Below are 22,407 nucleotides of genomic sequence, written 5' to 3'. Positions count from 1 at the left end.
GCTGAAATCTAATAATTTCAGATTAATCTGTGATGAAAATGAAATATGTTCAATCATAAGTTATTCATTAGCTACCCGAAGCATAAGGTTTTATAACTAATAAGGTTAAATACATTCAAAAAGTTAAAGAGAAAGTTCTTGACTCTGTGAAGCAAGCTCAAGAATTTGAGTCCGAATTTATGAAAATTTTTTAAAAATAAAGGAGGATATAACAAGATGGCAGAAAAAAAAGCGATAACTTCGTTATCACATGAAGGTAGAAAATTCCCACCACCAGCGGAATTACAGAAAAACGCCTGGATTTCTTCAGATGAACAATACAAAGAAATGTGGGAAAGATCAATTAAGGATCCTGATGGCTTCTGGCTGGAGCAGGCAGAAACTCTTCACTGGTTCAAAAAACCTACAAAAAGTTTAGAATACAAATGGGATACTCAAAACAGAATAATTGAGCATACCTGGTTCAAAGATGGTGAATTGAACGTTTCTTACAACTGTTTAGACAGACATTTGGGAACTCCAATCGAAAATAAAACAGCTATCCTGTGGCAAGGTGAAGAAGAAGATGCAGTAAAAAAATACACCTACAAAGAACTACATACTGAAGTTTGTAAATTTGCCAATGTGCTGAAATCTAAAGGAATTGAAAAAGGCGATAGAGTTGCTATTTATATGCCGATGGTTCCAGAATTGGCTATTGTGATGCTGGCTTGTACTCGTATCGGTGCTATCCACTCTATCATCTTTGGTGGATTCAGCTCTGATGCTATCAAAGGCCGTGTAAACGATTCCGATTGCAAAATGCTTATCACTTCCAACGTTTCCAATCGTGCTGGAAAGCATATCAGATTGAAAGACATTGCAGATGAAGCTCTCAAAGAAACTCCTACTATCGAAAGCGTTATCGTAACTAAAGTTAATGAAGAACCATGTCATATGGAAGACGGAAGAGATTTCTGGTATCATGATGAAATGGCAAAAGCAGACGCAGTCTGCGAAGCAGTTCCCATGAAATCTGAAGATGAATTATTCATTCTTTATACATCAGGTTCCACAGGAAAACCAAAAGGTGTTGTTCATACAACGGGTGGTTATTTGATGCATACAACCCTTACTCACAAACATATTTTCAATATTCACGAAGATGATGTTTATTGGTGCACAGCTGATATTGGTTGGGTAACCGGACACAGTTATATTGTTTACGGACCGCTGGCAAACGGAGCTACTTCTGTTATGTTTGAAGGCGTTCCAACTTATCCTGATGCAGGACGTTTTTGGCAAATCGTTGATAAATTCGGCATCACTGTATTCTACACAGCTCCCACAGCTATCAGAGCTTTGATGAGACTGGGTGATGAGTGGGTCGAAAAATATGACCTGAGTTCTTTAAGAATTCTGGGAACAGTTGGTGAGCCAATTAATCCCGAAGCCTGGATGTGGTATTATGAAAAAGTCGGTCATGGTAATTGCCCGATCGTAGATACCTGGTGGCAAACTGAGACTGGCGGATTTATGATCACCCACTTCCCAGGTGCTCATACACTTAAACCTGGCGCAGCAGGAAGACCATGGTTTGGCGTAGAAACAGCAGTTTTAAGAGATGATTCTTCCGAATGTGATAGAAATGAAGGCGGAAAACTTTGCATTCGTAAACCATGGCCCGGAATGATGAGAACTATGTGGGGCGACCACGATAGATTTATTGATACGTACTTCACAATGTATGATGACATTTATTTTGCTGGTGACGGCTGTCGTGTAGATAACGAAGGCGACCATTGGTTAATGGGAAGAATCGATGATGTTGTGAATGTATCCGGTCACAGAATCGGTACAGCCGAAGTAGAAAGTGCCCTTGTAAGCCACGAAGCAGTTGCAGAAGCAGCAGTTACACCAATTCCACACGAAATCAAAGGTCAAGGACTATATGCTTATGTTACTCTGATTGGCGGCATTGAAGAGACAGATGAATTGAAGAAAGAACTTATTATGCATGTCCGTAAAGAAATTGGACCAATTGCAGCTCCAGAAGCTATTCAATGGGCTCCTGCTCTTCCTAAAACTCGTTCAGGAAAGATCATGCGCCGCATCCTTCGTAAGATCGCCGAAAACGATACTGGCAATCTGGGTGATATCACTACTCTGGCAGATCCGAGTGTTGTTGAGCACCTGATTGAAGAAAGAAAATTAATAAAGTAAAAATTTATTAAAACATAGCCGGGACTGGTAAAACGGTTCCGGTATTTTTTTGAAAGGAGAGGAAATGGCTGAAAAAAAAGTTATGAATAGAAATTTGGTAGTTGTTGGTGCAATCATGATCCAGCTTTGCCTGGGTGCCATATATGCTTGGTCGGTTTTCACCAAGCCATTGGTTGATGCCGATTGGACAAAAACTCAAACACAGGCTGTTTTTGCAGCCGGTTTGGCTTTATTTGCCATCGTCATGGTGATTGCCGGTCGTTTGATGCCAAAACTGGGTCCTAAAAAATTAGCTATGGCCGGCGGAATTGTACTCGGTCTTGGCTATTTACTGGCCGGTCTTTTCGGTGGCACAAATTTCTGGTTGATTTTTATATTTGTAGGAATTATTGGCGGATCAGGAATCGGTCTGGCTTATGTTGTACCGATCGCTGTAGGAATGCGCTGGTTCCCCGATAAAAAAGGACTTATCACAGGATTAGCAGTAGCCGGTTTTGGATTTGGAGCTACACTCTGGGTAAAACTGGCAGGTACTTGGGGAAATTTGATAGCAAATCTGGGATTGAGCACTACATTCACGATCTACGGAATTGTCTTCTTCGTTGCTGTTTTCATTGGCAGTCTCTGGATGGTTTTCCCACCTGAAGGATGGAAACCTGCTGGTTGGGAACCAACCGAAACACAGAAAAAATCTGATGATTCACGCAAACAGCTGAAAAGTGGACAAATGCTTAGAACTCCCCAATATTATATGATTTTACTTACTTTCGTATTTGGTGCAAGTGCCGGTTTGATGAGCATTGGACTAATGAAATTATTCCCGATGGATGCTTTGCAGGCTAATGGTTTTAGTGAAGCTGTTGCATCTGGCATTGCCGGAACAGCGATGGCAGTATTCTTCTCTCTTGCCAATGGACTGGGACGGATCGCCTGGGGCGCAATCAGTGATAAATTGGGTCGTAAGAAATCTATCGTAGTAATGATGGCAACTCAGGGAATTTTTGTTATTCTCTTCCAATGGATTGCCGGAACTCCCGGACTGCTTTATCTTGGTGCTGCACTTATCGGGTTTAATTTCGGTGGAAATTTTGCTCTTTTCCCAACCATTACGGCAGAAACTTTTGGAACAAAATATATTGGTCAAAACTATGGCTGGGTTTTCCTGGCATACGGAATTGGTGGTATTTTTGGACCGATCATGGGTGGAAAACTTGGTGATATGAACAACTTCTCACTTGCTTTCATCATTTGCGGAATTCTCTGTCTTATCGCTGCTGGAATTATTGCTGGTGTGAAGCCTCCCAAAAAAGCAGTTTAACAATATTTTTTTTTATTTCCGGTAATTCACTTTTTATTGAGTGATTACCGGTTTTTTTTATCTTCTTAATCAGAATCATTTACGAAAAATGACAATATTAAACAACAATTAACTTAATAATAATTCTTATTTTTTTAACATTTTTTAATAATTCGAAATTTTCTTGACACATGTGGTTAAATTTTTTGTTTCAAAATTGATGGAAAAAATGTTGAGGATGAATGATGGTAATTACTTTAGTTGATCCCTTTGAAATTGAAACTGATGAAAAATCTTTGCTCAAATTGATTCAAAAACTTTTTTTATCTTATAATTAATTCGAAAAATAATATATGAAAGGAGGCAGTATGTCTAAAGTAGACAAAACAAAATATGAGGAAATTTATAATAATTGGAAATGGGAGATTCCAGAATATTATAATTTTGCCTTTGATGTAGTTGATAAATGGGCAGATACCGATAAAACAAAATTAGCTTTAGTTTCAATTGCACCAGACACAGAAACTGCAAAGTTTGATACTTTTTATGAATTAAAGGTTTACTCAAACAAAATGGTAAACCTTCTTCAGGAACTTGGTTTCAAAAAAGAAGATAAGGTCCTGATAATTTCCGATTCTATCCCGGAATGGTATTATTGCATGTTGGGAATGTTCAAGCTTGGTGTTATTCCAATGCCGGGAACTTCACTTCTTACTCCAAAGGATATTGAATATAGAATGGAACGATCCGATGCTGTTGGTGTTATCACCAGCAAAAAATATACAGATGCAGTTAAAGAAGGTTTAAAGAACTACGGAAAGGTAAAACACAAAATCCTTCTTGATGGCTCAATGCCAGGTTGGATTGATCTGAATGAAAAATTAAAAGAAATGCCGATTTTCATCGATAAAGAAAACATTCCCAAAACAAAAAGTACTGATCCTTTAATGATTTATTTTACTTCTGGAACTACAGGTCATCCTAAAATGGTGCTTCATTCTCATCATTATCCTCTGGGTCACGAAGTAACTGCCAGATATTGTCAGAATTTGAAAGATACTGATCTGCACTGGACGGTTTCCGATACCGGCTGGGCTAAATGTGCCTGGGGAAAACTGTTTGGTCAGATGATCGTGGGTGCTGCAGTTATTCAGTGGAATAATCCTGGGAGATTCAATGCAAACAAATTACTTGGCTTGATGGAACGTTTTGGAGTTACCACTTTCTGTGCACCACCAACTGTTTACAGGATGCTTATCCAAACTGATCTCAGTAAATTTAATTTAAGTCTGAGATATTGTATGGCAGCAGGAGAACCTTTGAATCCTGAGGTGATCAGAGTTTGGAAAAAATACTTTAAACTGGATATTTATGACTTTTTCGGACAGACAGAAACTGTGTGCCTTCTTTCCAATTTCCCATTTACCCCGATCAAATTGGGATCTGTGGGATTACCAACTCCGGGTCATGATGTTAGAATTGTCGATGACGACCTGAATGAATGCCCTCCCGATGAAGAAGGACAAATTGCTGTTTATTTGGATAAAAGCAAACCAAAACCTCCTGGTTTGATGAAAGAATATTGGAAAGATCCCAAAATAATGGAAGAGGCTTTCCGAGGTGATTATTATCTTACTGGAGATAAAGCTTATCGTGATGAAGATGGATATTTCTGGTTCGTTGGTCGTAACGACGATGTCATCAAATCTTCCGGATATCGAATTGGACCATTCGAAGTGGAATCAGTGCTGATTGAACATCCGGCGGTTGCTGAATCGGCTGTTATCGGTGCGCCAGACCCAAAAGGAATTCGAGGTATCGTTGTAAAAGCTGTTGTTGTGTTAGCCAAAGGTTACAAACCTTCTGACGAACTGACACATGAAATTCAGATGTTCGTTAAAGAGAAAACAGCTCCTTATAAATATCCACGCATTATCGAATATAGAGAAACTTTACCGAAAACTGTTTCTGGAAAACTGCTGAGAAGAGAACTTAGAAAAGATTCAGGTAATTAATTTTTAAATGGAATAATACGCAATAATTCCAAAGGAGATACAAGATGAATAAAATGCCGCTTAATGAAACTCTGGGAGAGCTGATAGAAAGAATTGCTTCAAAATTTCCTGATAATGAAGCTCTGGTTTATCCAGATCATAATATACGACTTACTTATAAAGAATTCAATGCAGAAGTCGATAAAATTGCCAAATCACTTATAGCTTTGAATATCAAGAAAGGTGATCATGTAGCAATTTGGTCTACCAATGTTCCGCAGTGGCCGGTCTTAATGTTCGCTCTGGCAAAAGTTGGAGCTGTACTGGTTACGGTGAATACAAATTACAGATCACATGAATTGGAATACTTGCTGAAGCAATCAGATTCCAAAGCGATCTTTTTGATTGATAAGTTTAAAACAAGTGAATATTTCAACTGGCTCAAAAAGGTGCTCAGCGATGCGAAATGGCCTGGTAATGGTAAAGTAGAATCAGAGAAACTTCCCATGCTGAAGAACGTTATCATGTTTGATCATGAAACTACAGACCACGCTCTGGGTTATGATGATTTCAGCGAAATGGGAGCACATGTTTCTGATGACGATTTGAATAAAATTAAAGAAGACCTGGATGAATATGATGTTGTGAATATGCAGTATACATCGGGAACTACAGGATTTCCTAAAGGTGTAATGCTGACGCATCATAATATTGCCAACAATGCTTATCTTATTGGTGAGCAGATGAAACTTACCGAAAAAGATCGCATGTGTATTCCTGTGCCGTTTTTCCATTGTTTTGGCTGTGTTCTTGGAATTCTGGCAGCTGTTACGCACGGCACGACCATGTTGCCAACTGTAACTTTTGATGCAGAAGAAGTACTGAAGCTGGTCGATAGTGAAAAATGTACAGTTCTGCATGGCGTTCCGACCATGTTTATTGCCGAACTTGGTGTTGAAAATAGAGATCAATATGATACCTCAACCTTGCGTACAGGAATTATGGCAGGCTCTCCCTGTCCGGTTGAAGTTATGAATCAGGTAATCAACGAAATGCATTGTGATCAGATCACGATAGCTTATGGCCTGACAGAAAATTCACCGGTTATCACCATGACTTCTGTGGATGATGATGTAGAGCATCGAACCACAACTGTGGGAAAAGTATTATCTCCAATGCAGATGAAAGTAATGAATCTGGAAACTGAAGAGGAGTGCAAACCTGGTGAACAAGGTGAAGTGATAATGGCTGGAGAATGTGTGATGTCCGGTTATTATAAAATGAAAAAAGAAAATGAAATGGCTATCAGAGACGGCTGGCTGCATTCCGGTGATCTGGGAGTGAAGGATGAAGATGGATACCTTAAAATTACGGGTCGCATAAAAGATATGATCATTCGAGGTGGAGAAAATGTTTATCCTCGTGAGATCGAGGAATTTCTTTATACTCATCCAAAAGTTCGCGATGTTCAGGTAATCGGTGTTCCCGATAAAAATTTTGGCGAACAAATTCTGGCTGCCATCAAACTGAAAGAAGGGGAAACAGCTACTGTAGAAGAAATCAAAGAATATTGCCAGGAAAATATTGCTCGCCATAATCAGCCTTATTATGTTGTTTTTGTGGATGAATATCCCATGACTGCATCTGGTAAGATTCAAAAATTCAAACTTAGAGATCAACTTGTAGAAAAACTCAGTATAGAATAAACAATAGATAATCAATCATAAAACTGGGTGGAATGAAGAAATTCTTATTTCACCCAGTTGTTTTTTTATATGAACAAAGAGTAAAATTTGTATTACAAAATTTCATTTAATAAGGCATTTTTTGAAACTGCAATACCTATTCAAAACTTGACATTAAATGCAGACTTCAATTTTAAGTAAAGAAAAAATTCGGAGGAGAAATGGCGATCAAGAAATTGACAAAATTGATCGAATTAGCTAAGAAAATTCCCAGGAAAAGAGTGGTGGTTGCTTATGCGCAGGATGAAACGACCATCCTGGCGACAAAAAGGGCTAATGAATTGAAAATTGCAGATTTCACCTTGGTTGGGAAAGCAAAAGTTATCAAGAAGATATGTGCTGATAATGATATTGATTGCAGTATTTATAAAATAGTTGATGTGCCTGATGAAATGTCTGCCGGATATGAAGCTGTTCGCCTTGTAAGCAAGGGTGAAGGTGATGTTTTAATGAAGGGATTGATTTCAACCGACAAATTATTGAAATGCATGCTGGACAAAGAATATGGCATAATGTTGCCAGATGCAACACTTACTTCTATCACTATTGCGGAAATTCCAAACTATCATAAATTATTGATATTTGCTGATGCAGCCTTTATTCCAAGACCCAATATAAATCAGAAAATTGCTATGACGAATTATGTGATTGAAACTGCTAAGAAAATTGGGGTCAAGCGACCAAAAGTTTCGATAATTTCTTTTTCGGAAAAACTTAATCCCAAAATTCCAACAGCTATGGATGCTGCTTTCATTGCAAAAATGGCAGAAAGGAAACAGATAAAAAATGCTGATGTTGATGGACCTCTTTCCATTGATCTCTCTATAGATGCAGATAGTGTAAAATACAAAGGTGTAAAGAGTTGTGTGAAAGGTGATGCTGATTGTCTGGTCTTTCCATTCCTGGAAGCTGCAAATGTTTTTTATAAATCACTCTCTTATTTTGCCAATGCCGATATGGCTACTGCAATTGTGGGAACAAAAATCCCTACAACACTTTCTTCCAGGAGCGATTCAGTTCGCAATAAACTTTATTCCATGGCATTTGCCTGCATAAGAGCAGAAAAAGAATTGGAAAATAACATTGAAATCGAGGAGCTTTTATGAAAATAGCAATAGCTTCCGATCACGCTGGATATGAATTGAAAGAAGCAATAAAAGAATACTTATCCGATCATGAGATCAAAGATTTTGGCACACATTCTCTTGATTCCATGGATTATCCCGATACCGGATTTGTTGCTGCTAAAGCTGTAGCAAAGGGAGAATGTAAAAGGGGAATTCTAATTTGCGGAAGTGGAATTGGCATGAGTATTGTTGCCAATAAAGTTCCAGGAATTCGGGCAGCTTTGTGCCACACTGTTCAATATGCACAGCTTTCCAGAATGCACAACAATGCAAATATTCTTATTCTGGCAGGAAGGTTCATTTCCAAATATCTGGCAAAAGATATTATTGACACCTGGCTTACTACCGAATTTGAAGGAAATCGACATCAAAAAAGAATTGATAAAATCACAAAATATGAAAGTAAATAATTTCCAAAATAAAGGAGAATGAAATGAGTTTTATTAAAAATCAAGATCCCGAACTTTTTGAAGCAATGCACAATGAGTTGAAAAGACAGAGCGAAAATCTGGAACTGATCGCATCAGAAAATTTTGTTTCCCGGGCAGTTCTGGAAGCTGTTGGATCTGTTCTAACGAATAAGTATGCAGAAGGCTATCCCTATCGTTGGAGCAGAAAGACAGGAAAACTGAAATATAGTTTGTATGGCCGTTATTACGGTGGTTGTGAATACATCGATGATGTGGAAGAACTGGCAATTGAACGCGCCAAAGAAATTTACGGAGCAGATCATGCCAATGTACAGCCGCATTCCGGTTCGCAGGCAAATATGGCAACTTATTTTGCCATCATCAAACCAGGTGACACGATTCTTAGTTTGGAACTTTCTCATGGTGGTCATCTCACTCATGGTCATCCACTCAGTTTTTCAGGATCACTTTTCAATATCGTGCCTTACGGAGTAAATAAAGAAACCGAACAATTTGATTATGATGAATTGCGCAAAATAGCCTTGGAAGTGAAACCACAGATGATCCTGACAGGAGCAAGTGCATATCCACGCTCTATTGATTTTGCTAAATTCCGTGATATAGCAGATGAAGTTGACGCAAAATTAGTGGTTGATATGGCACATATTGCCGGTTTAGTTGCAGCAGGTGAGCACATGTCTCCAATTCCTTATGCCGACTTGGTAACTACAACCACTCACAAAACTCTGCGTGGCCCTCGTGGTGGAATGATCCTGTGTAAAGAAGAATTTGCCAAAGATGTAGATCGCTGGGTTTTTCCTGGTATTCAGGGTGGACCATTAATGCACGTGATCGCAGGAAAAGCAGTAGCTTTCCACGAAGCTTTACAACCGGAGTTCAAAACATATCAGAAGCAGGTGATAAAAAATGCAGCAGCTCTGGCCAAAGCTTTGAATGAAAAGGGATTCAATCTTGTTTCAAACGGAACCGATACGCATCTTATGTTGCTGAATCTGGGAACCGAAGAAGAAGGTGGACCAAGCGGAAAGAAAATCGAAGGATGTCTGGATCTGGCTGGAATTACTGCCAATAAAAATACAGTTCCTTTTGATACTCGTAAACCTTTCGTTGCATCTGGAATACGTCTGGGAACACCAGCTGTTACAACTCGCGGTATGAAAGAAACAGAAATGATCCAGATCGCAGACTTCATTCATCAGGTTTATACAAACTACGAAGATGATGAAAAACTTGCTTCCATCAAAAACAATGTGCGTGACTTCTGTGCTCAATTCCCTCTTTATGCTGATCTTTTGAAATAAATTTAAAATAATAACATTCAACCTTCCAGGTTTTCTAATTCCTGGAAGGTTTTTTGATGTTTTGACTTAAAATTAACCCCTCTGCCTTTAAATATGGAATGAAAAAAAGTGAATTCCACATTCGCTCCCTGGGAAGGGAGCTGTCCGATATAGGAGGCCTGAGAATTTTGGAAACTAAAATAATCCCTCTGATCTGCTTAGAAAATCAAAAAGAAAAAGCAGAACATCTCCTCTTGTCAGGGGAAGAAATAGGAACATAAGTTTAAATGGATATCTTCGCTCATTCTCTCTGGTCACTGGTTTTACTGCCGGGACCGCCGTCAGTAGAAAAAGTTGCTTTAGGCGTAGCTCCCGATCTGATCGTTTTTACAACCAGTTTAGCTAAACAAGCCTTCAAAGGCAAAATGCAGCCTGGCTTCAAAACTAGAGATGAGATGATGAAATGGTATCATCGACCTGAAAATAAATGGGTTTTGAATTTTTATAAATGGACTCATTCTCTGACCGTGTGGACTGTCTTGCTGATCCCGCTATTTTATTTCTGGATTAGATTTTCTGGGCAAGCTCCCTGGTTTCTTCTGGCAGCCCCGCTTCATATTCTGATGGATATTCCGACTCACAATTTCAACTCATTTCCGGTTCAGTTTTTATATCCAATTTCGCGTTTTCAGGTAAATGGACTGCATTGGTCAAAACCTGTGGTTTTTATAGGAAATTATGTGCTGATAATAATTGCAGTTTATTTCCGTTTATTTGTAATAGGAAAATAATGAAAAAATATTTTATTGCCGCATCTGTTTTTGGATTCTTTATGACTCTGTTTGTTGTCGGATTATTTTCGCTGCAAAATGGTTTTAGCGTAAAACTGGTCTATTGGGGATTTGCCGTAGGAGTTTTCAGTGGAATTCTTTTCAGTATAATGCTTTATGCATTTGTTCAGAATATGAAAAATAATATCAAATTGATAGATATTGAACTTTTAGAAAATGAGAAGATCATCCTGGAAGATACTGCCAATCACATTAAGAGAATGAATAGTGCTGGTGGAAAGTTATTCCTCACTAATAAACGCATAATTTTCAAATCTCATGGTGCAAATATCAAAACATATAATTTACAATTCCAGCTTTCTGATATCGATGATATTAGGATCTACAAAATACTCGTTTTTATACACTATGGAATCAAAATACTACATGATGATAAAGTCGTAAATTTCATGGTGGAAAATCCAGAAGTTTGGATAAGAGAAGCGGGAAAGTGGTAAAATAAGAGTTGAGAGATGAGACTTTGTGAAGCAAAGCAGCAAAGATCAAAGACTAAAGGTTAAAAATTAAAGGTAAAAAATTAAAGGTAAAAAATTAAAAAGTATTATAACGTATTGCTTATAAGATTTATCACAAGTTGGAAGATCATGCGATAAGGCAAAGCAATTATTCTTTTGACAATAAGACTACACAATATCATGTTTGGAACAGCATTTGAAATCAGAAGGAATTGAAATGATTGAATGAAATAGGATACTATGAAAACTAAACTCTTTTTTTTATTCGTATTTGTTAGCATTTGTTCGTTGCTTTTTTCCACCATCTGGGAAATTAACCTCGACGGTACTGGTGATTTCACATCCATCCAGGAAGGAATCAATGCTTCAGTAGATGCTGATACAGTAATTGTTTATCCTGGCAGATACTATGAGAACATCAACTACAATGGCAAGAGTATAACAGTTTGTAGTCTTGAGATGATCACCGGAGATGAATCTTATATTGCAACAACGATAATCGATGGTAATCAACAAGGTTCTTGTGTTCATTTCATCAATGAAGAGGATGGAGCAGTACTACAAGGACTTTCCATCACTAATGGTTCAGGAACGATTCTTTATGGAGATATAAAAAGGTTGGGTGGGGGAATTGTAGTATATACTCCTATCAATCATCCTTCACCCAATGTAAGTATAAGAAACTGTCGTATCTTTAAAAATTCTGCTGTTGGTGGTGGTGGAATGCGCATTCAAAGATCCAATGTAGAATTATCTGGAGTAAATATTTACAATAATCAAGCAGTTACTGGTGGTGGGATTTATGTTCTTTATGAATCAACACTTTTATTCGATCCAGATAATTTATGTAATTTATATAATAACTTTTCTGGTAATCGATTAGACTTATTCGTATCTGACGCTGTCAATGATGTAGATGTCATTGTGGATACATTTACAGTTGATTCTGATTTTAAATATTATGCATATTATACACATTCTATTGCCAGTACAGGTGAATTAACAATAGAATTCCAGAATCACTTTCTTGATCGAATTAATCATGACCTCTATGTTTCTACTTTGGGTGATGACTCTAATGATGGACTCACTCCGAATACGCCATTAAAGACAATTGCCATTGCCTTACAGAGAATAGAGTCTGATAGTCTAAATCCAAAAACGGTACATGTGGCTGCTGGAACATATTCTCAGGCATTAAATAATCAGATATTTCCATTGGCTGGTAAGAAATGTGTAAGCTTGATCGGCGAAAACATGGAAAACACAATACTATTGAATGATTATTGTGAGATGTCATATCTTACAGGAGAAGATCATACTTTGCTAAAAAACCTTACATTTACATCTTTAGATCAAATTATGATGGATGTGATCAATATATTTCAATGTAATGATGTAGGTTTTTCAAATATAATTGTAAAAGATAATTTTCTTGATTCAAATTTTTCTATAGACATGTATCTATGTTATGAAGTACTCATTGATAAATTGTTTGTAATTGATAATTATTCGGAAAAAGGATCTGGTTTCAGTTTAGATGGAGGAAATGCGATAATCAAGAATAGTGTATTTGATAATAATGATGCTTTAGGTCCTAACCAGTTTGTATCTAATTTTTATAGTATGACGGATGATTATCTGGAACTTGAAAATTGTGTTTTTACAAATTCCGATATCCCTCCATTTCCAATGGAGGAAAATTATACTGTCCAAATTGGTGCACGACCAAATTGCAGTCCAGATATAAAAATCAGTAACTGTCTGTTTACCAATAATTATACACCTAATGGAAATTACGTTGTTTTTGTAAAATCTCCAGGAAGCGTTGAGATGAATAATAATACTTTCACTCAGAACACTTCTCAAACATGCCCACTTGGTCTATTTGGTGAAGTAGAGTTCAATAACAATGTATTATATAACAATACATCAGATTACGAATACGAGATTAATACAGGTAATTGGCCCGATATCACTTCAACTCTTAATGTGTGTTATAGTGATATTGAAGGTGGAGAAGCTGCTATCTATCCTGGCAATCCACCTAATCTGGCAACAATCAACTGGTTGGATGGTAATATTGATTCAGATCCTCTGTTTTTACTAAGCGGAGAGCATCCGTATCAGTTAACAGAATTTTCACCTTGTGTTGATAGTGGTACACCCAATATTACAGGTTTGTATCTTCCCAATCATGATTTGTTGTTCAATCAACGAGTTTGGGATGGAGATAATAATGGAGAAGCCATCATCGATATGGGTTGTTATGAGTTCGGAGCAGATTCTGTGGGAGTATCAAATTACCAGTTACCAGTGACAAGTTCACAAATGAGCAACTACCCAAATCCTTTCAATCCTTCCACGACGATCTATTTTAAAACCACGAATTTACACGAATCAGCACGAATTGAAATTTATAATCTGAAAGGCCAGAAAGTGAGAACTCTGCCTGTCATCCTGAGTGATTCGCAAAATCGTATCGAAGGATCAGGCACGCCAAACAGTTATTCCGTTGTTTGGAACGGAACCGATGCTAACAACAAACCTGTTTCATCAGGCATTTATTTTGCACGATTAAGAGCTGGAAAAGGAGTAATTAGTAGGAAAATGCTTTTACTAAAGTGATTTTTGAACTCGACTTCAGAAAAATGAAATGAGACTGGGGTTGAGAGCGTAAATTTATAAGGCTTTGTTCTGAAACCCTGCTTGAAGCGAACACCAGTTAACATGGAAAGCTGATAACTTCCTAACGAAATTCCTTGGCATTGAAGCAAAAAAGACACCTAAGAAAGATGCTGTTTTTTCATTTCAAATTCAAAATTTATTAGTTTCTCATTTTCGAGATTTATTTTGGAAATCAATGTTTTTTAAGGTTCTAGAAAAAATATTAAGCTAAATCTGATCTAACTGGTTTGCTTAGAAAACTACAAATAAAATGGTCGGGATGAGAAGATTTTCCCGATGAATTCAAACTTTGTATTTCAACTTCGGGACGACCTTTCGGTCTTTTAAAGATACTGGAAAGTCAATTTTAATTGATTAAAAAACCGATATGTTTTGCATAGAAAAAATGAAAGAAACGCAAAGTCAAATCTCGTTTTTATTGTGCTCGCTTTGCGAACCACAATATAAATGGTCGGGATGAGAAGATTTGAACTTCCGACCTTTCGGTCCCGAACCGAACGCGCTTACCGGACTGCGCTACATCCCGACAAATCCAAATTCTGAATACACATTTTATTGTCAATAATTCCTAAACAAATTTTGAAATGTAATCGTTACAAACAATTCACTTGACTGAAAATGGATTAGAAATTGCATACCATTAAATAAAAATATAAAATGGAGAATGATATGAAAAAATTATTACTGATTTTAGTTCTTTTACCTTTTATCTTGAATGCTGTTAATGTTAATATTGAAACTCCTCGAGTAGAAGGAAATAAGATCGTAAATGCACTTCCAATAAAATTGGATATTGGAAATCCGGCAGTTCCTTACGTACCTGTAAAGCTGCTTCTTCCGATGGGACAGAAGTTGAAGAATATTTCAGTTACATTCCAAAATGAAAATGTAATGGAAATCAGCACATTAGATCATGTAAGAAAGCCACAACCAATATCTCTGGCAACACCTGATAATACTCCTATAAATTCAGAAATTTACGGGTCAAATTCTTTCTATCCAAATCAAGATTTTCAAGTGTTGGGAACGCAGCGTTACAAAGGATTTGAATTACTACTGGTGAATCTTTACCCATATAAGTTCAATCCTGTAAAAAATGAATTGACCTGGTATGAAAATGCCGAGATCGATTTTAATACTGAAATTGATTTGGAACTGGAAAGTAAGCAGAATAATAATCTGATATTAAATGATGATGTTATTAACTCTCTTCAGAGATTGACTGTAAATTACCAGGAAGCAATTACTTATAGAAAGAGCACAGTTGCTTCTAATAGAACTCTGGTCGATCCTAATGATCCTTTTACAATGTTGATAATTACCGATACAGAAAGAGCACCTTATTTTGATGATTATCTGGTTTGGAGAAATGATCATGGAGTTTCCACAGCTCTATTTCTAGTAGAAGATATTTATACTGAATATACAGGAGTCAACGATCAGGAAAAAATAAAGAACTTCATAATCGATGCTTATCAAGCTTATTCAACTACCGATACACCATTGGAACACATTTTACTGGGTGGAGATGATGAGATAATTCCGATCAGGACCGTCTATATAAATACTGGAAGTGGAACTGTTGATGAACACATGCCTTGTGATGCTTATTATTCCTGCCTGGATAATAACTGGGATGGTAATGCAAATGGCATTTACGGTGAACTTGGAGATGATGTTGACCTGATACCTGAAATTGCCGTAGGTAGAATTCCAGCCGAAACAGAAGATGAATTTAATAGATTTTTCAACAAAACTTATGAATATGTGGATGAAGTTTCCGTAAGTGATGACATGGTGTATAAATTTGGTGAAAATCTGAATAATAATCCACTCACCTGGGGCGGAGATTACATGGATGAAGTTATTGATGAAGTTCCCAGTCTGCAGGATGATTACCATATTTTCAAATTGTACGATAGAGAAGGAACCTTCAGTACTCAAACGGTGAAATCTGCTATTAATAATGGAGTTGCTATCATAAATCATATGGGACATTCCAATGAGACGATGGTTTTTGGTCAGAACGTCAGTCATTGCAGCAGCTACACAAATACCGAGTTTGGTTTTGCTTACAGTCAGGGTTGTTATCCTGCAGCCTTTGATGAAGCTACCAGTCATTCTGGTGAAAGTATTGCTGAAAATCTAGTGATTGCTGAAGGAGGACTTTACGCATTTGTAGGAAATACGCGTTATGGCTGGTATAGTCCGGGAAGTACAAATGGACCTTCACAGCCTTATGATATAGAGTTTTTTAAAGCAATTTTTACCAACGATATCAGAGAGTTGGGAACTGCACTCAGTGAATCAAGAGTAGTATTGGCAAATGAAGCTGCCACAAATCATTTTTTAAGATGGGTTCATTATGAACTTGTGTTATTTGGTGATCCTTCCGTTGGTGTAAAATATGCTAACGGGAATTTCCCATTTATTACACCGGGAGAAGTTGTTTATGAAGATTCTAATACCGGTGATGGGGATGGAATTCCAAATCCTGGTGAAGAAATTGAAATTTATATTGAACTTATAAACCAGGATGGTTGGGCAGATGCTACTGATGTTTCAGCTTCTATTGATTTTGAAGATCCAACAATTCAGCTGATAACCGGATCGGTAAATTACGGTGCCATCCAAAATGGTAGTGGAGCAACGGCAGATCCTTTTTTGGTGCAAGTTCCTCAGGATTGCGAATATGATTCATATTCCTACACTCTCACGGTTACAGCTCCTGTAAATGCTAATGCAAACTTTGAAAAAGAATATGTTCGCAGCTTCGAAGTTTCTCTTTTTCAGAAAAACTGGCCGTGGCAAACCGATAACTCGATCTTGAGTAATCCAATTATTTTCGACTTTGATGATAATGGATCACGAAATCTGATGCTGATCGATGCTGATGCAAACGTGAATTTACTTGGTTATAATGCAAATATGGTAAGTGGTTATCCCTGGACGAATGAAGAAAATGTTTGGAAAAGTACAGCGTTGGCAGATATTACAAACGATGACGAACCGGAAATCGTTATTGCCAGCAGAACCGGCAGGATATTTGCTATCGATAATTCAGGAAACGTAGTTTTGGATTATCAGGCAAATTCAGACCAACTCCTTACGCCAATAGTAGCAGATTTCGATGGTGATAATGAAAACGAAATTGTCAGTTTTGGAATGGATAAATTCCTGAATGTAGTAGATACTGATGGCTCGATGCTTTCCAACTTCCCAATTGAAATGCCGATGTTAACTTTCCAGGAAATGGCTTCTGCTGATCTTGATGAAGATGGAGCTTACGATATTTTGATAGGTTCTTTGAATGGACAGTTTCATGCCATTGCAAACGATGCTGAAGAATTGACAGGATTTCCTGTAGATTTGGGAATCGGGACCTGCACAGCACCGATCGTATTGGATAATCTTAAAATAGTTATTGGAACGAACGACAGCAAGTTGCATATCATAGATAATGAGGGAAATATTTTATTGCAAAAAGATACAGCGCAGAAAATTGCTACAAGCCCGATCGCAGCAGATTTTGATAATGATGATGAGCTGGAAATTGCTTATGTTACATTAAACGGAATATTGAGCATCATCGAGCAGGATGGAACAGAACTTTCCGGCTGGCCGATCGATACAGAATGCAATTTTATTAATCCTCCAATCACAGCGGATATTGATAATGATGATGATCTTGAGTTGATCGCTCTTTCCAGTGCAAACAATATGTTCGTCTACCATCACAATGGAACCGAAGTAGAATTTGCTCCTGTTCCGGTGGGAATGGTTGGCAATACTCCTGCCAGTTTGGAAGACATTGATTGGGATGGAGATTATGATGTGATCTCAGGTCTGTCAACCGGTGCTTTTGTTATCGATATAAAACTTCCAAAAGGTTTGAAAACTCCCTGGAAAACATATCGTGGAAATTACAGCAGAACAGGATTTTATAGCGATAATGAACTTTTTACACATGCTGGTGAGATCTTGCCGGAAGTTGCTGAAGCGGCTTTAAATCAGAACTTCCCGAATCCGTTCAACCCCGTAACAACCATTTCTTTTGCTTTGAATGAAGGTGCTGAAGTTGATCTCGATATTTACAATATTCGAGGACAAAAAGTTCGCACATTGATCTCTTCGGAATCATTTGAAAAAGGTGTTATCGAGGTTGAATGGAATGGAAAAGATAATGCAGGAAAATCTGTGGGAACTGGTGTATATTTCTATAAACTAAAAGTAGATAATAATGAAATCGATACAAGAAAATGTTTACTGCTTAAATAAAAGTTAGTGCTTTATAAAGGCGATCTTCGGATCGCCTTTTTTGTTATGGATATTAAGAAAATTATTGATTTTCTCAGAGATGAAAAAAAGCGAATAATTCTGGATATGTTAAGAGATAATTATCCTTATTCGATTAATGAAATAACAAAATTAGAAGAACAATATTCTGATTTTCCGATAAAAGATCTATTATCTTTGATTAAAATTCAACAGAGATTTAAACATAAAATAGATAATTCAGAAAAAATGATATTTACAGATAAAGGTGGGCAGCAAGCCAGTTCAACAATGTTAGCAAAATATCATGCTGAAAAATTTGTGAAGTTTTCTAGAATTGCCGACCTTTGCTGTGGAATTGGAATAGATCTTATTCATCTTGCTGAAGATAAAGATTCTGTTTTTGCAGTTGATTCTGATCCTGATACACTTGAAGTTGCAAAATATAATTGCTCGATTGTAAACAGAAAAAATGTTACATTCCAAAACCAAAATGCAGAAGATTTTGATAGAAAAGTAGATGCGATATTTTCTGACCCTGACAGAAGACCTTCCAACAAACGTAAAATAGATCCCAATGAATTGTCACCAAAGTTAACAGATATTTTGAGTTTACGGAATTTAACCGAAAATATTGCTGTAAAGTTATCTCCTGCAATGGATTACAATAAAATGGAATTGCCCTTTGAGCATACATTTGAGTTCATTTCTGAAAATGGAAAATTAAAAGAAATCCTGCTTTGTTCAGGAAAATTGCATACAATTGGAATTACCAGGAAAGCTGTTTTACTTCCTCAGAAAACTGAGATTTTGAATAGTGATAAAAGAGTTGCTGTGAGACCAATTAATAATTTTATTTTTGAACCTGATAATGCTGTAATTCGGGCCGGATTGGTGCAGGAATGCGGCTGGGAAATTGGTTATGATCTTATTGATGAGAAATTGGCTTTGCTGACGGGAAGTAAACAAATTAACTCGAACCTGGGAAAATGCTTTAAAGTAATCACAGTTTTTGGTTATGATGTAAAGAAACTTAAAAGATTCTGTAAAGAGTTTGATGTTGGAGATTTAGTAATTAAAACACGAGGATTTCCCCTTACGGTCGAAAAATTGAGAAGAAAAATTAATTTGAAACTCAACGGCAGGAATAAGAAGATTCTATTCATAATTCGAAGAAAAGATGATCATCAAATGATGATCTCAGAAGAAAATTCATAAAAAAATACTTGCTTAATTATGATTAAATTTTGACTTTGTATTTATCAATAAATTGAGAGGTTTACATGAACGGAAGAGTAAAGTGGTTTGACGATTCAAAAGGTTATGGATTCGTTTTAACCGATGATGGAAAGGAATATTTTGTACATTGGAAATCTATTGTGACCATCTCAGAGAAATCGCGGAAGTTTTTGGTTCCGGATGAAGAAGTTCAGTTTGATTTGATGGAGACTGATAAAGGCACACAAGCCATAAATGTGGTGCGGTTAAATCCATGATCATGCGGCGTTTAACGTCGCTTTTTTTATGTCCTATTTTTTACCAGCTACCAAAGAAGAATTAACTCGTCTTGGTTGGAAACAACTCGATATAATTATTATTACTGGCGATGCTTATGTCGATCATCCCAGTTTTGGCCCTATTTTAATAGCTCGTTATCTGCATTCCAAAGGATTCAAAGTAGGAATCATCTCTCAGCCTGATTGGAAATCTGATAAAGATTTTACTAAGTTGGGAAAACCACGTTTATTTTTTGGAGTTTCATCCGGAAATATGGATTCAATGGTAAATCATTACACAGCACAACGTAAAATACGTTCAAATGATGCTTATTCTCCCGATGGGAAAATGGGTTTGCGTCCAAATAGGGCAACTATTGTTTACTCTCAGAAACTTAGATCAATCTACAAGGAAACTCCGATAATTTTAGGTGGAATCGAAGCAAGTTTGCGTCGCCTTCCACATTACGATTTCTGGAGCGATAAAGTAAGGAATTCTATTTTATTCGATTCCAGAGCGGACATGCTGGTTTATGGGATGGGGGAAATGCCGATCCTGGAAATTGCTGAAAGATTGAATAATGGCCACAGGATTGATGAACTTAAAGAAATTAGAGGAACAGTTACATCCACCAAAAAGGATCTCGGAGAAATCTCTTTTGGAGAATTTAAAGGTCAATTAACAAAGAAAGAATTCTGGGAACTATATCAGAAATTCTACGAAAACAATACAAGAAAAGTGCTGAGCTATAAATTTGCAGGAAAATATCTGCTTCATAATAAACCAGCCAGCCCTTTGAGTAAGAAAGAAATTGATGAGATCTATGATTTACCTTTTATCAGAAAACCACATCCGATGTATGGAAAATCAAAAAATCCCGCTTTCGTTCAAATCAAAGATTCGATCACTTCTCATCGAGGTTGTTTTGGCGGCTGCAGTTTCTGTGCAATTGGATTTCATCAAGGTAAAACTATTCAATCAAGAAGCAAAAAATCGATTGTTTCAGAAGCTAAAAAAATCTCTAATGATAATGAATTTAAAGGAACGATCTCGGATATTGGTGGTCCTTCGGCAAATATGTATGGCATGTACTGCAAGCTTGATATCAGCGAAATATGTAAAAGGAATTCCTGTCTTTTCCCACAGATTTGTGAAAATCTGAATTCTTCACATGACCAATATGCAAATGTTTTGAAAGAATGCCTGGAATTGAATAAGGTGAATAATGTTTATGTTTCTTCTGGAATCCGTTTTGATCTTGCTTTAGAAGATTCGAAGTTTATAGAAAGAATATCGGATAATCATGTGCAGGGCTTATTGAAACTTGCTCCTGAACATAAAAGCAGCAAAGTTCTTGATTTGATGAATAAAGCAACTTTTGAATTGTATGAAAAATTCGGAAAATTATTTAGAATTTATAACAAGAAAATTGGTAAGAAACAATTTATTGTTCCTTATATTATTATTGGCCATCCTGGTGAAACGTTTGAAGATATATTAGAATTAGCTGTTTATCTAAAGAAAAATAACATAAAACTAAAACAGATTCAGGAATTTACTCCTACTCCAATGTCATTGAGCACTACTATGTACTATACAGAAATGGACATGGAAGGAAGAAACATTGATATTCCCAGAGGAAGAAAAATTAGGCTGAGAAAAGCTTTAGTCCAATGGTTTGAACCAAGTAATAAAAAATATATAATTGAAATTTTAAGAAAATATGATCGGAACGATCTGATAGATAATTTTTTGAAATAAAAAAAGGTCATGAACAAACATGACCTTTTAATCTATATTATTTTTTCTTTAGAATTTATAACCCAATTGTACTAGGAATGTAGGATCGATATCATCATTAGAATCGATATTTACTTCAAACTTCATATAAGATTTTTCAAATGATTGGTAGTTTATACCGCCAAACATATTACTATCTCCCATTCCTTCTCCATCATCATCACCATTTCTGGTTATCATGCCAAAGTAAGGTCTCCATTCACCGTAAATAACACGGCCAATTCTTTTACCCATGTATGGCATCTCAAAACCAGGATCATAACTGGCGATTACATAATAGTTATCTTCGCTGCCAACGCGTTCTCTACTAAATTGTCCTGAAACTCTTAAAAAATTTGCCAGTACAAAATCAATATCGAAAGCCCAAGCTCCTTCTGTTGTACCATCTTCTTTAAACCATTCTGATAAATGTCCCATAACTCCGGAAGCACCGATGGTCAATTTATCTGATTCATAAGCCAATCTTCCAGCAGCATCTGCTAAACCAACTTGTGGCCAGACAGCATCTGAATAAAGATGAATTTTTCCTAATTGTTTATGAAGCTTGAAACTCCAGACAACTGGTGCTACATGTAAAGGTTGAATCTGAAGATTTCTGGAACCACGGGAAGTACAAATTCTTCCATATGATAAAACATTTCGGCCAATCTGAAAATCGGCTAAATCCCACAAATTAACTTTCTTCCAAGCTTGACTTAAAGTGAAATCAAGTGGTTGTTCAGTTGTTCCTGTTATCATAAAATCTACAAGATATGTGCCATCACC

General features: G+C 36.7%; 16 protein-coding genes and 1 tRNA gene. 15 read left to right on the top strand and 2 right to left on the bottom strand.

The features are described from left to right. The first annotated feature begins 216 nt into the window (after positions 1-216). The 11 genes from acs (at position 217) to K9N40_02685 (ending at position 14,010) form a co-directional block, all read left to right on the top strand. Positions 217-2,202, top strand: coding sequence for an acetate--CoA ligase (gene acs, locus K9N40_02735; protein MCF7813379.1), 1,986 nt, complete (start codon positions 217-219; stop codon positions 2,200-2,202). A 64-nt stretch (positions 2,203-2,266) separates the two neighbouring features. Continuing rightward, the gene (locus tag K9N40_02730; GenBank protein ID MCF7813378.1) at positions 2,267-3,520 is read left to right on the top strand and encodes an OFA family MFS transporter; all 1,254 of its coding nucleotides are present in this window, start codon (positions 2,267-2,269) and stop codon (positions 3,518-3,520) included. 347 nt (positions 3,521-3,867) lie between these two features. Further along, complete coding sequence (locus tag K9N40_02725; GenBank protein ID MCF7813377.1) at positions 3,868-5,514, top strand: AMP-binding protein; 1,647 nt, start codon at positions 3,868-3,870, stop codon at positions 5,512-5,514. 44 nt (positions 5,515-5,558) lie between these two features. Continuing rightward, the gene (locus tag K9N40_02720) at positions 5,559-7,199 is read left to right on the top strand and encodes an AMP-binding protein (protein MCF7813376.1); all 1,641 of its coding nucleotides are present in this window, start codon (positions 5,559-5,561) and stop codon (positions 7,197-7,199) included. A 200-nt stretch (positions 7,200-7,399) separates the two neighbouring features. Beyond that, entirely contained in the window at positions 7,400-8,344 is a 945-nt protein-coding gene (locus K9N40_02715; protein ID MCF7813375.1) for a hypothetical protein, read from the top strand. Further along, positions 8,341-8,775 (top strand): ribose 5-phosphate isomerase B, encoded by a 435-nt coding sequence (rpiB, locus tag K9N40_02710; protein ID MCF7813374.1) that lies wholly within the window; start codon positions 8,341-8,343, stop codon positions 8,773-8,775. Before K9N40_02715 ends, rpiB begins: the two co-directional genes overlap by 4 nt. Positions 8,776-8,798: 23 nt before the next feature. Continuing rightward, positions 8,799-10,097, top strand: coding sequence for a serine hydroxymethyltransferase (locus K9N40_02705; GenBank protein MCF7813373.1), 1,299 nt, complete (start codon positions 8,799-8,801; stop codon positions 10,095-10,097). Between the two features lie 98 nt (positions 10,098-10,195). After that, a complete protein-coding gene (locus K9N40_02700; protein MCF7813372.1) occupies positions 10,196-10,357 on the top strand; it encodes a hypothetical protein in 162 nt (53 codons plus the stop codon). A gap of 6 nt (positions 10,358-10,363) precedes the next feature. After that, positions 10,364-10,867 (top strand): hypothetical protein, encoded by a 504-nt coding sequence (locus K9N40_02695; GenBank protein MCF7813371.1) that lies wholly within the window; start codon positions 10,364-10,366, stop codon positions 10,865-10,867. Continuing rightward, positions 10,867-11,364 carry a hypothetical protein gene (locus tag K9N40_02690; GenBank protein ID MCF7813370.1) on the top strand — a complete coding sequence of 166 codons (498 nt, stop codon included), beginning with the start codon at positions 10,867-10,869 and terminating at the stop codon, positions 11,362-11,364. The genes K9N40_02695 and K9N40_02690 overlap by 1 nt, the downstream gene beginning before the upstream one ends. A gap of 258 nt (positions 11,365-11,622) precedes the next feature. Continuing rightward, positions 11,623-14,010 carry a T9SS type A sorting domain-containing protein gene (locus tag K9N40_02685; protein ID MCF7813369.1) on the top strand — a complete coding sequence of 796 codons (2,388 nt, stop codon included), beginning with the start codon at positions 11,623-11,625 and terminating at the stop codon, positions 14,008-14,010. A gap of 508 nt (positions 14,011-14,518) precedes the next feature. Here K9N40_02685 and K9N40_02680 read toward each other — a convergent pair. After that, positions 14,519-14,596, bottom strand: a tRNA-Pro gene (locus K9N40_02680). A 143-nt stretch (positions 14,597-14,739) separates the two neighbouring features. Between K9N40_02680 and K9N40_02675 the strand changes: the two genes are divergently transcribed. The 4 genes from K9N40_02675 (at position 14,740) to K9N40_02660 (ending at position 21,603) form a co-directional block, all read left to right on the top strand. Continuing rightward, positions 14,740-18,348: a T9SS type A sorting domain-containing protein gene (locus K9N40_02675; protein ID MCF7813368.1), complete on the top strand. Its 3,609-nt coding sequence runs from the start codon at positions 14,740-14,742 to the stop codon at positions 18,346-18,348. A 45-nt stretch (positions 18,349-18,393) separates the two neighbouring features. Further along, entirely contained in the window at positions 18,394-19,563 is a 1,170-nt protein-coding gene (locus K9N40_02670; GenBank protein MCF7813367.1) for a class I SAM-dependent methyltransferase, read from the top strand. 65 nt (positions 19,564-19,628) lie between these two features. Further along, positions 19,629-19,841, top strand: a complete 213-nt coding sequence (locus tag K9N40_02665) for a cold shock domain-containing protein (GenBank protein MCF7813366.1) — start codon at positions 19,629-19,631, stop codon at positions 19,839-19,841. Between the two features lie 28 nt (positions 19,842-19,869). Next, positions 19,870-21,603: a YgiQ family radical SAM protein gene (locus K9N40_02660; protein ID MCF7813365.1), complete on the top strand. Its 1,734-nt coding sequence runs from the start codon at positions 19,870-19,872 to the stop codon at positions 21,601-21,603. A 48-nt stretch (positions 21,604-21,651) separates the two neighbouring features. Here the strand turns inward: K9N40_02660 and K9N40_02655 are convergent. After that, positions 21,652-22,407: hypothetical protein (locus K9N40_02655; protein ID MCF7813364.1), on the bottom strand; the 756-nt coding region annotated here is incomplete at its 5' end.

This window comes from Candidatus Cloacimonadota bacterium, from assembly GCA_021734245.1.
In the GTDB taxonomy this organism is placed as follows: Bacteria; Cloacimonadota; Cloacimonadia; order Cloacimonadales; family TCS61; genus B137-G9.
This window is presented reverse-complemented; position numbering and strand designations above follow the sequence as displayed.

Bases quoted from the DNA above. Each gene is read 5' to 3' on its own strand.
- acs (MCF7813379.1), top strand. From the start codon at position 217: ATGGCAGAAAAAAAAGCGATAACTTCGTTATCACATGAAGGTAGAAAA.
- K9N40_02730 (MCF7813378.1), top strand. From the start codon at position 2,267: ATGGCTGAAAAAAAAGTTATGAATAGAAATTTGGTAGTTGTTGGTGCA.
- K9N40_02725 (MCF7813377.1), top strand. From the start codon at position 3,868: ATGTCTAAAGTAGACAAAACAAAATATGAGGAAATTTATAATAATTGG.
- K9N40_02720 (MCF7813376.1), top strand. From the start codon at position 5,559: ATGAATAAAATGCCGCTTAATGAAACTCTGGGAGAGCTGATAGAAAGA.
- K9N40_02715 (MCF7813375.1), top strand. From the start codon at position 7,400: ATGGCGATCAAGAAATTGACAAAATTGATCGAATTAGCTAAGAAAATT.
- rpiB (MCF7813374.1), top strand. From the start codon at position 8,341: ATGAAAATAGCAATAGCTTCCGATCACGCTGGATATGAATTGAAAGAA.
- K9N40_02705 (MCF7813373.1), top strand. From the start codon at position 8,799: ATGAGTTTTATTAAAAATCAAGATCCCGAACTTTTTGAAGCAATGCAC.
- K9N40_02700 (MCF7813372.1), top strand. From the start codon at position 10,196: ATGAAAAAAAGTGAATTCCACATTCGCTCCCTGGGAAGGGAGCTGTCC.
- K9N40_02695 (MCF7813371.1), top strand. From the start codon at position 10,364: ATGGATATCTTCGCTCATTCTCTCTGGTCACTGGTTTTACTGCCGGGA.
- K9N40_02690 (MCF7813370.1), top strand. From the start codon at position 10,867: ATGAAAAAATATTTTATTGCCGCATCTGTTTTTGGATTCTTTATGACT.
- K9N40_02685 (MCF7813369.1), top strand. From the start codon at position 11,623: ATGAAAACTAAACTCTTTTTTTTATTCGTATTTGTTAGCATTTGTTCG.
- K9N40_02675 (MCF7813368.1), top strand. From the start codon at position 14,740: ATGAAAAAATTATTACTGATTTTAGTTCTTTTACCTTTTATCTTGAAT.
- K9N40_02670 (MCF7813367.1), top strand. From the start codon at position 18,394: ATGGATATTAAGAAAATTATTGATTTTCTCAGAGATGAAAAAAAGCGA.
- K9N40_02665 (MCF7813366.1), top strand. From the start codon at position 19,629: ATGAACGGAAGAGTAAAGTGGTTTGACGATTCAAAAGGTTATGGATTC.
- K9N40_02660 (MCF7813365.1), top strand. From the start codon at position 19,870: ATGTCCTATTTTTTACCAGCTACCAAAGAAGAATTAACTCGTCTTGGT.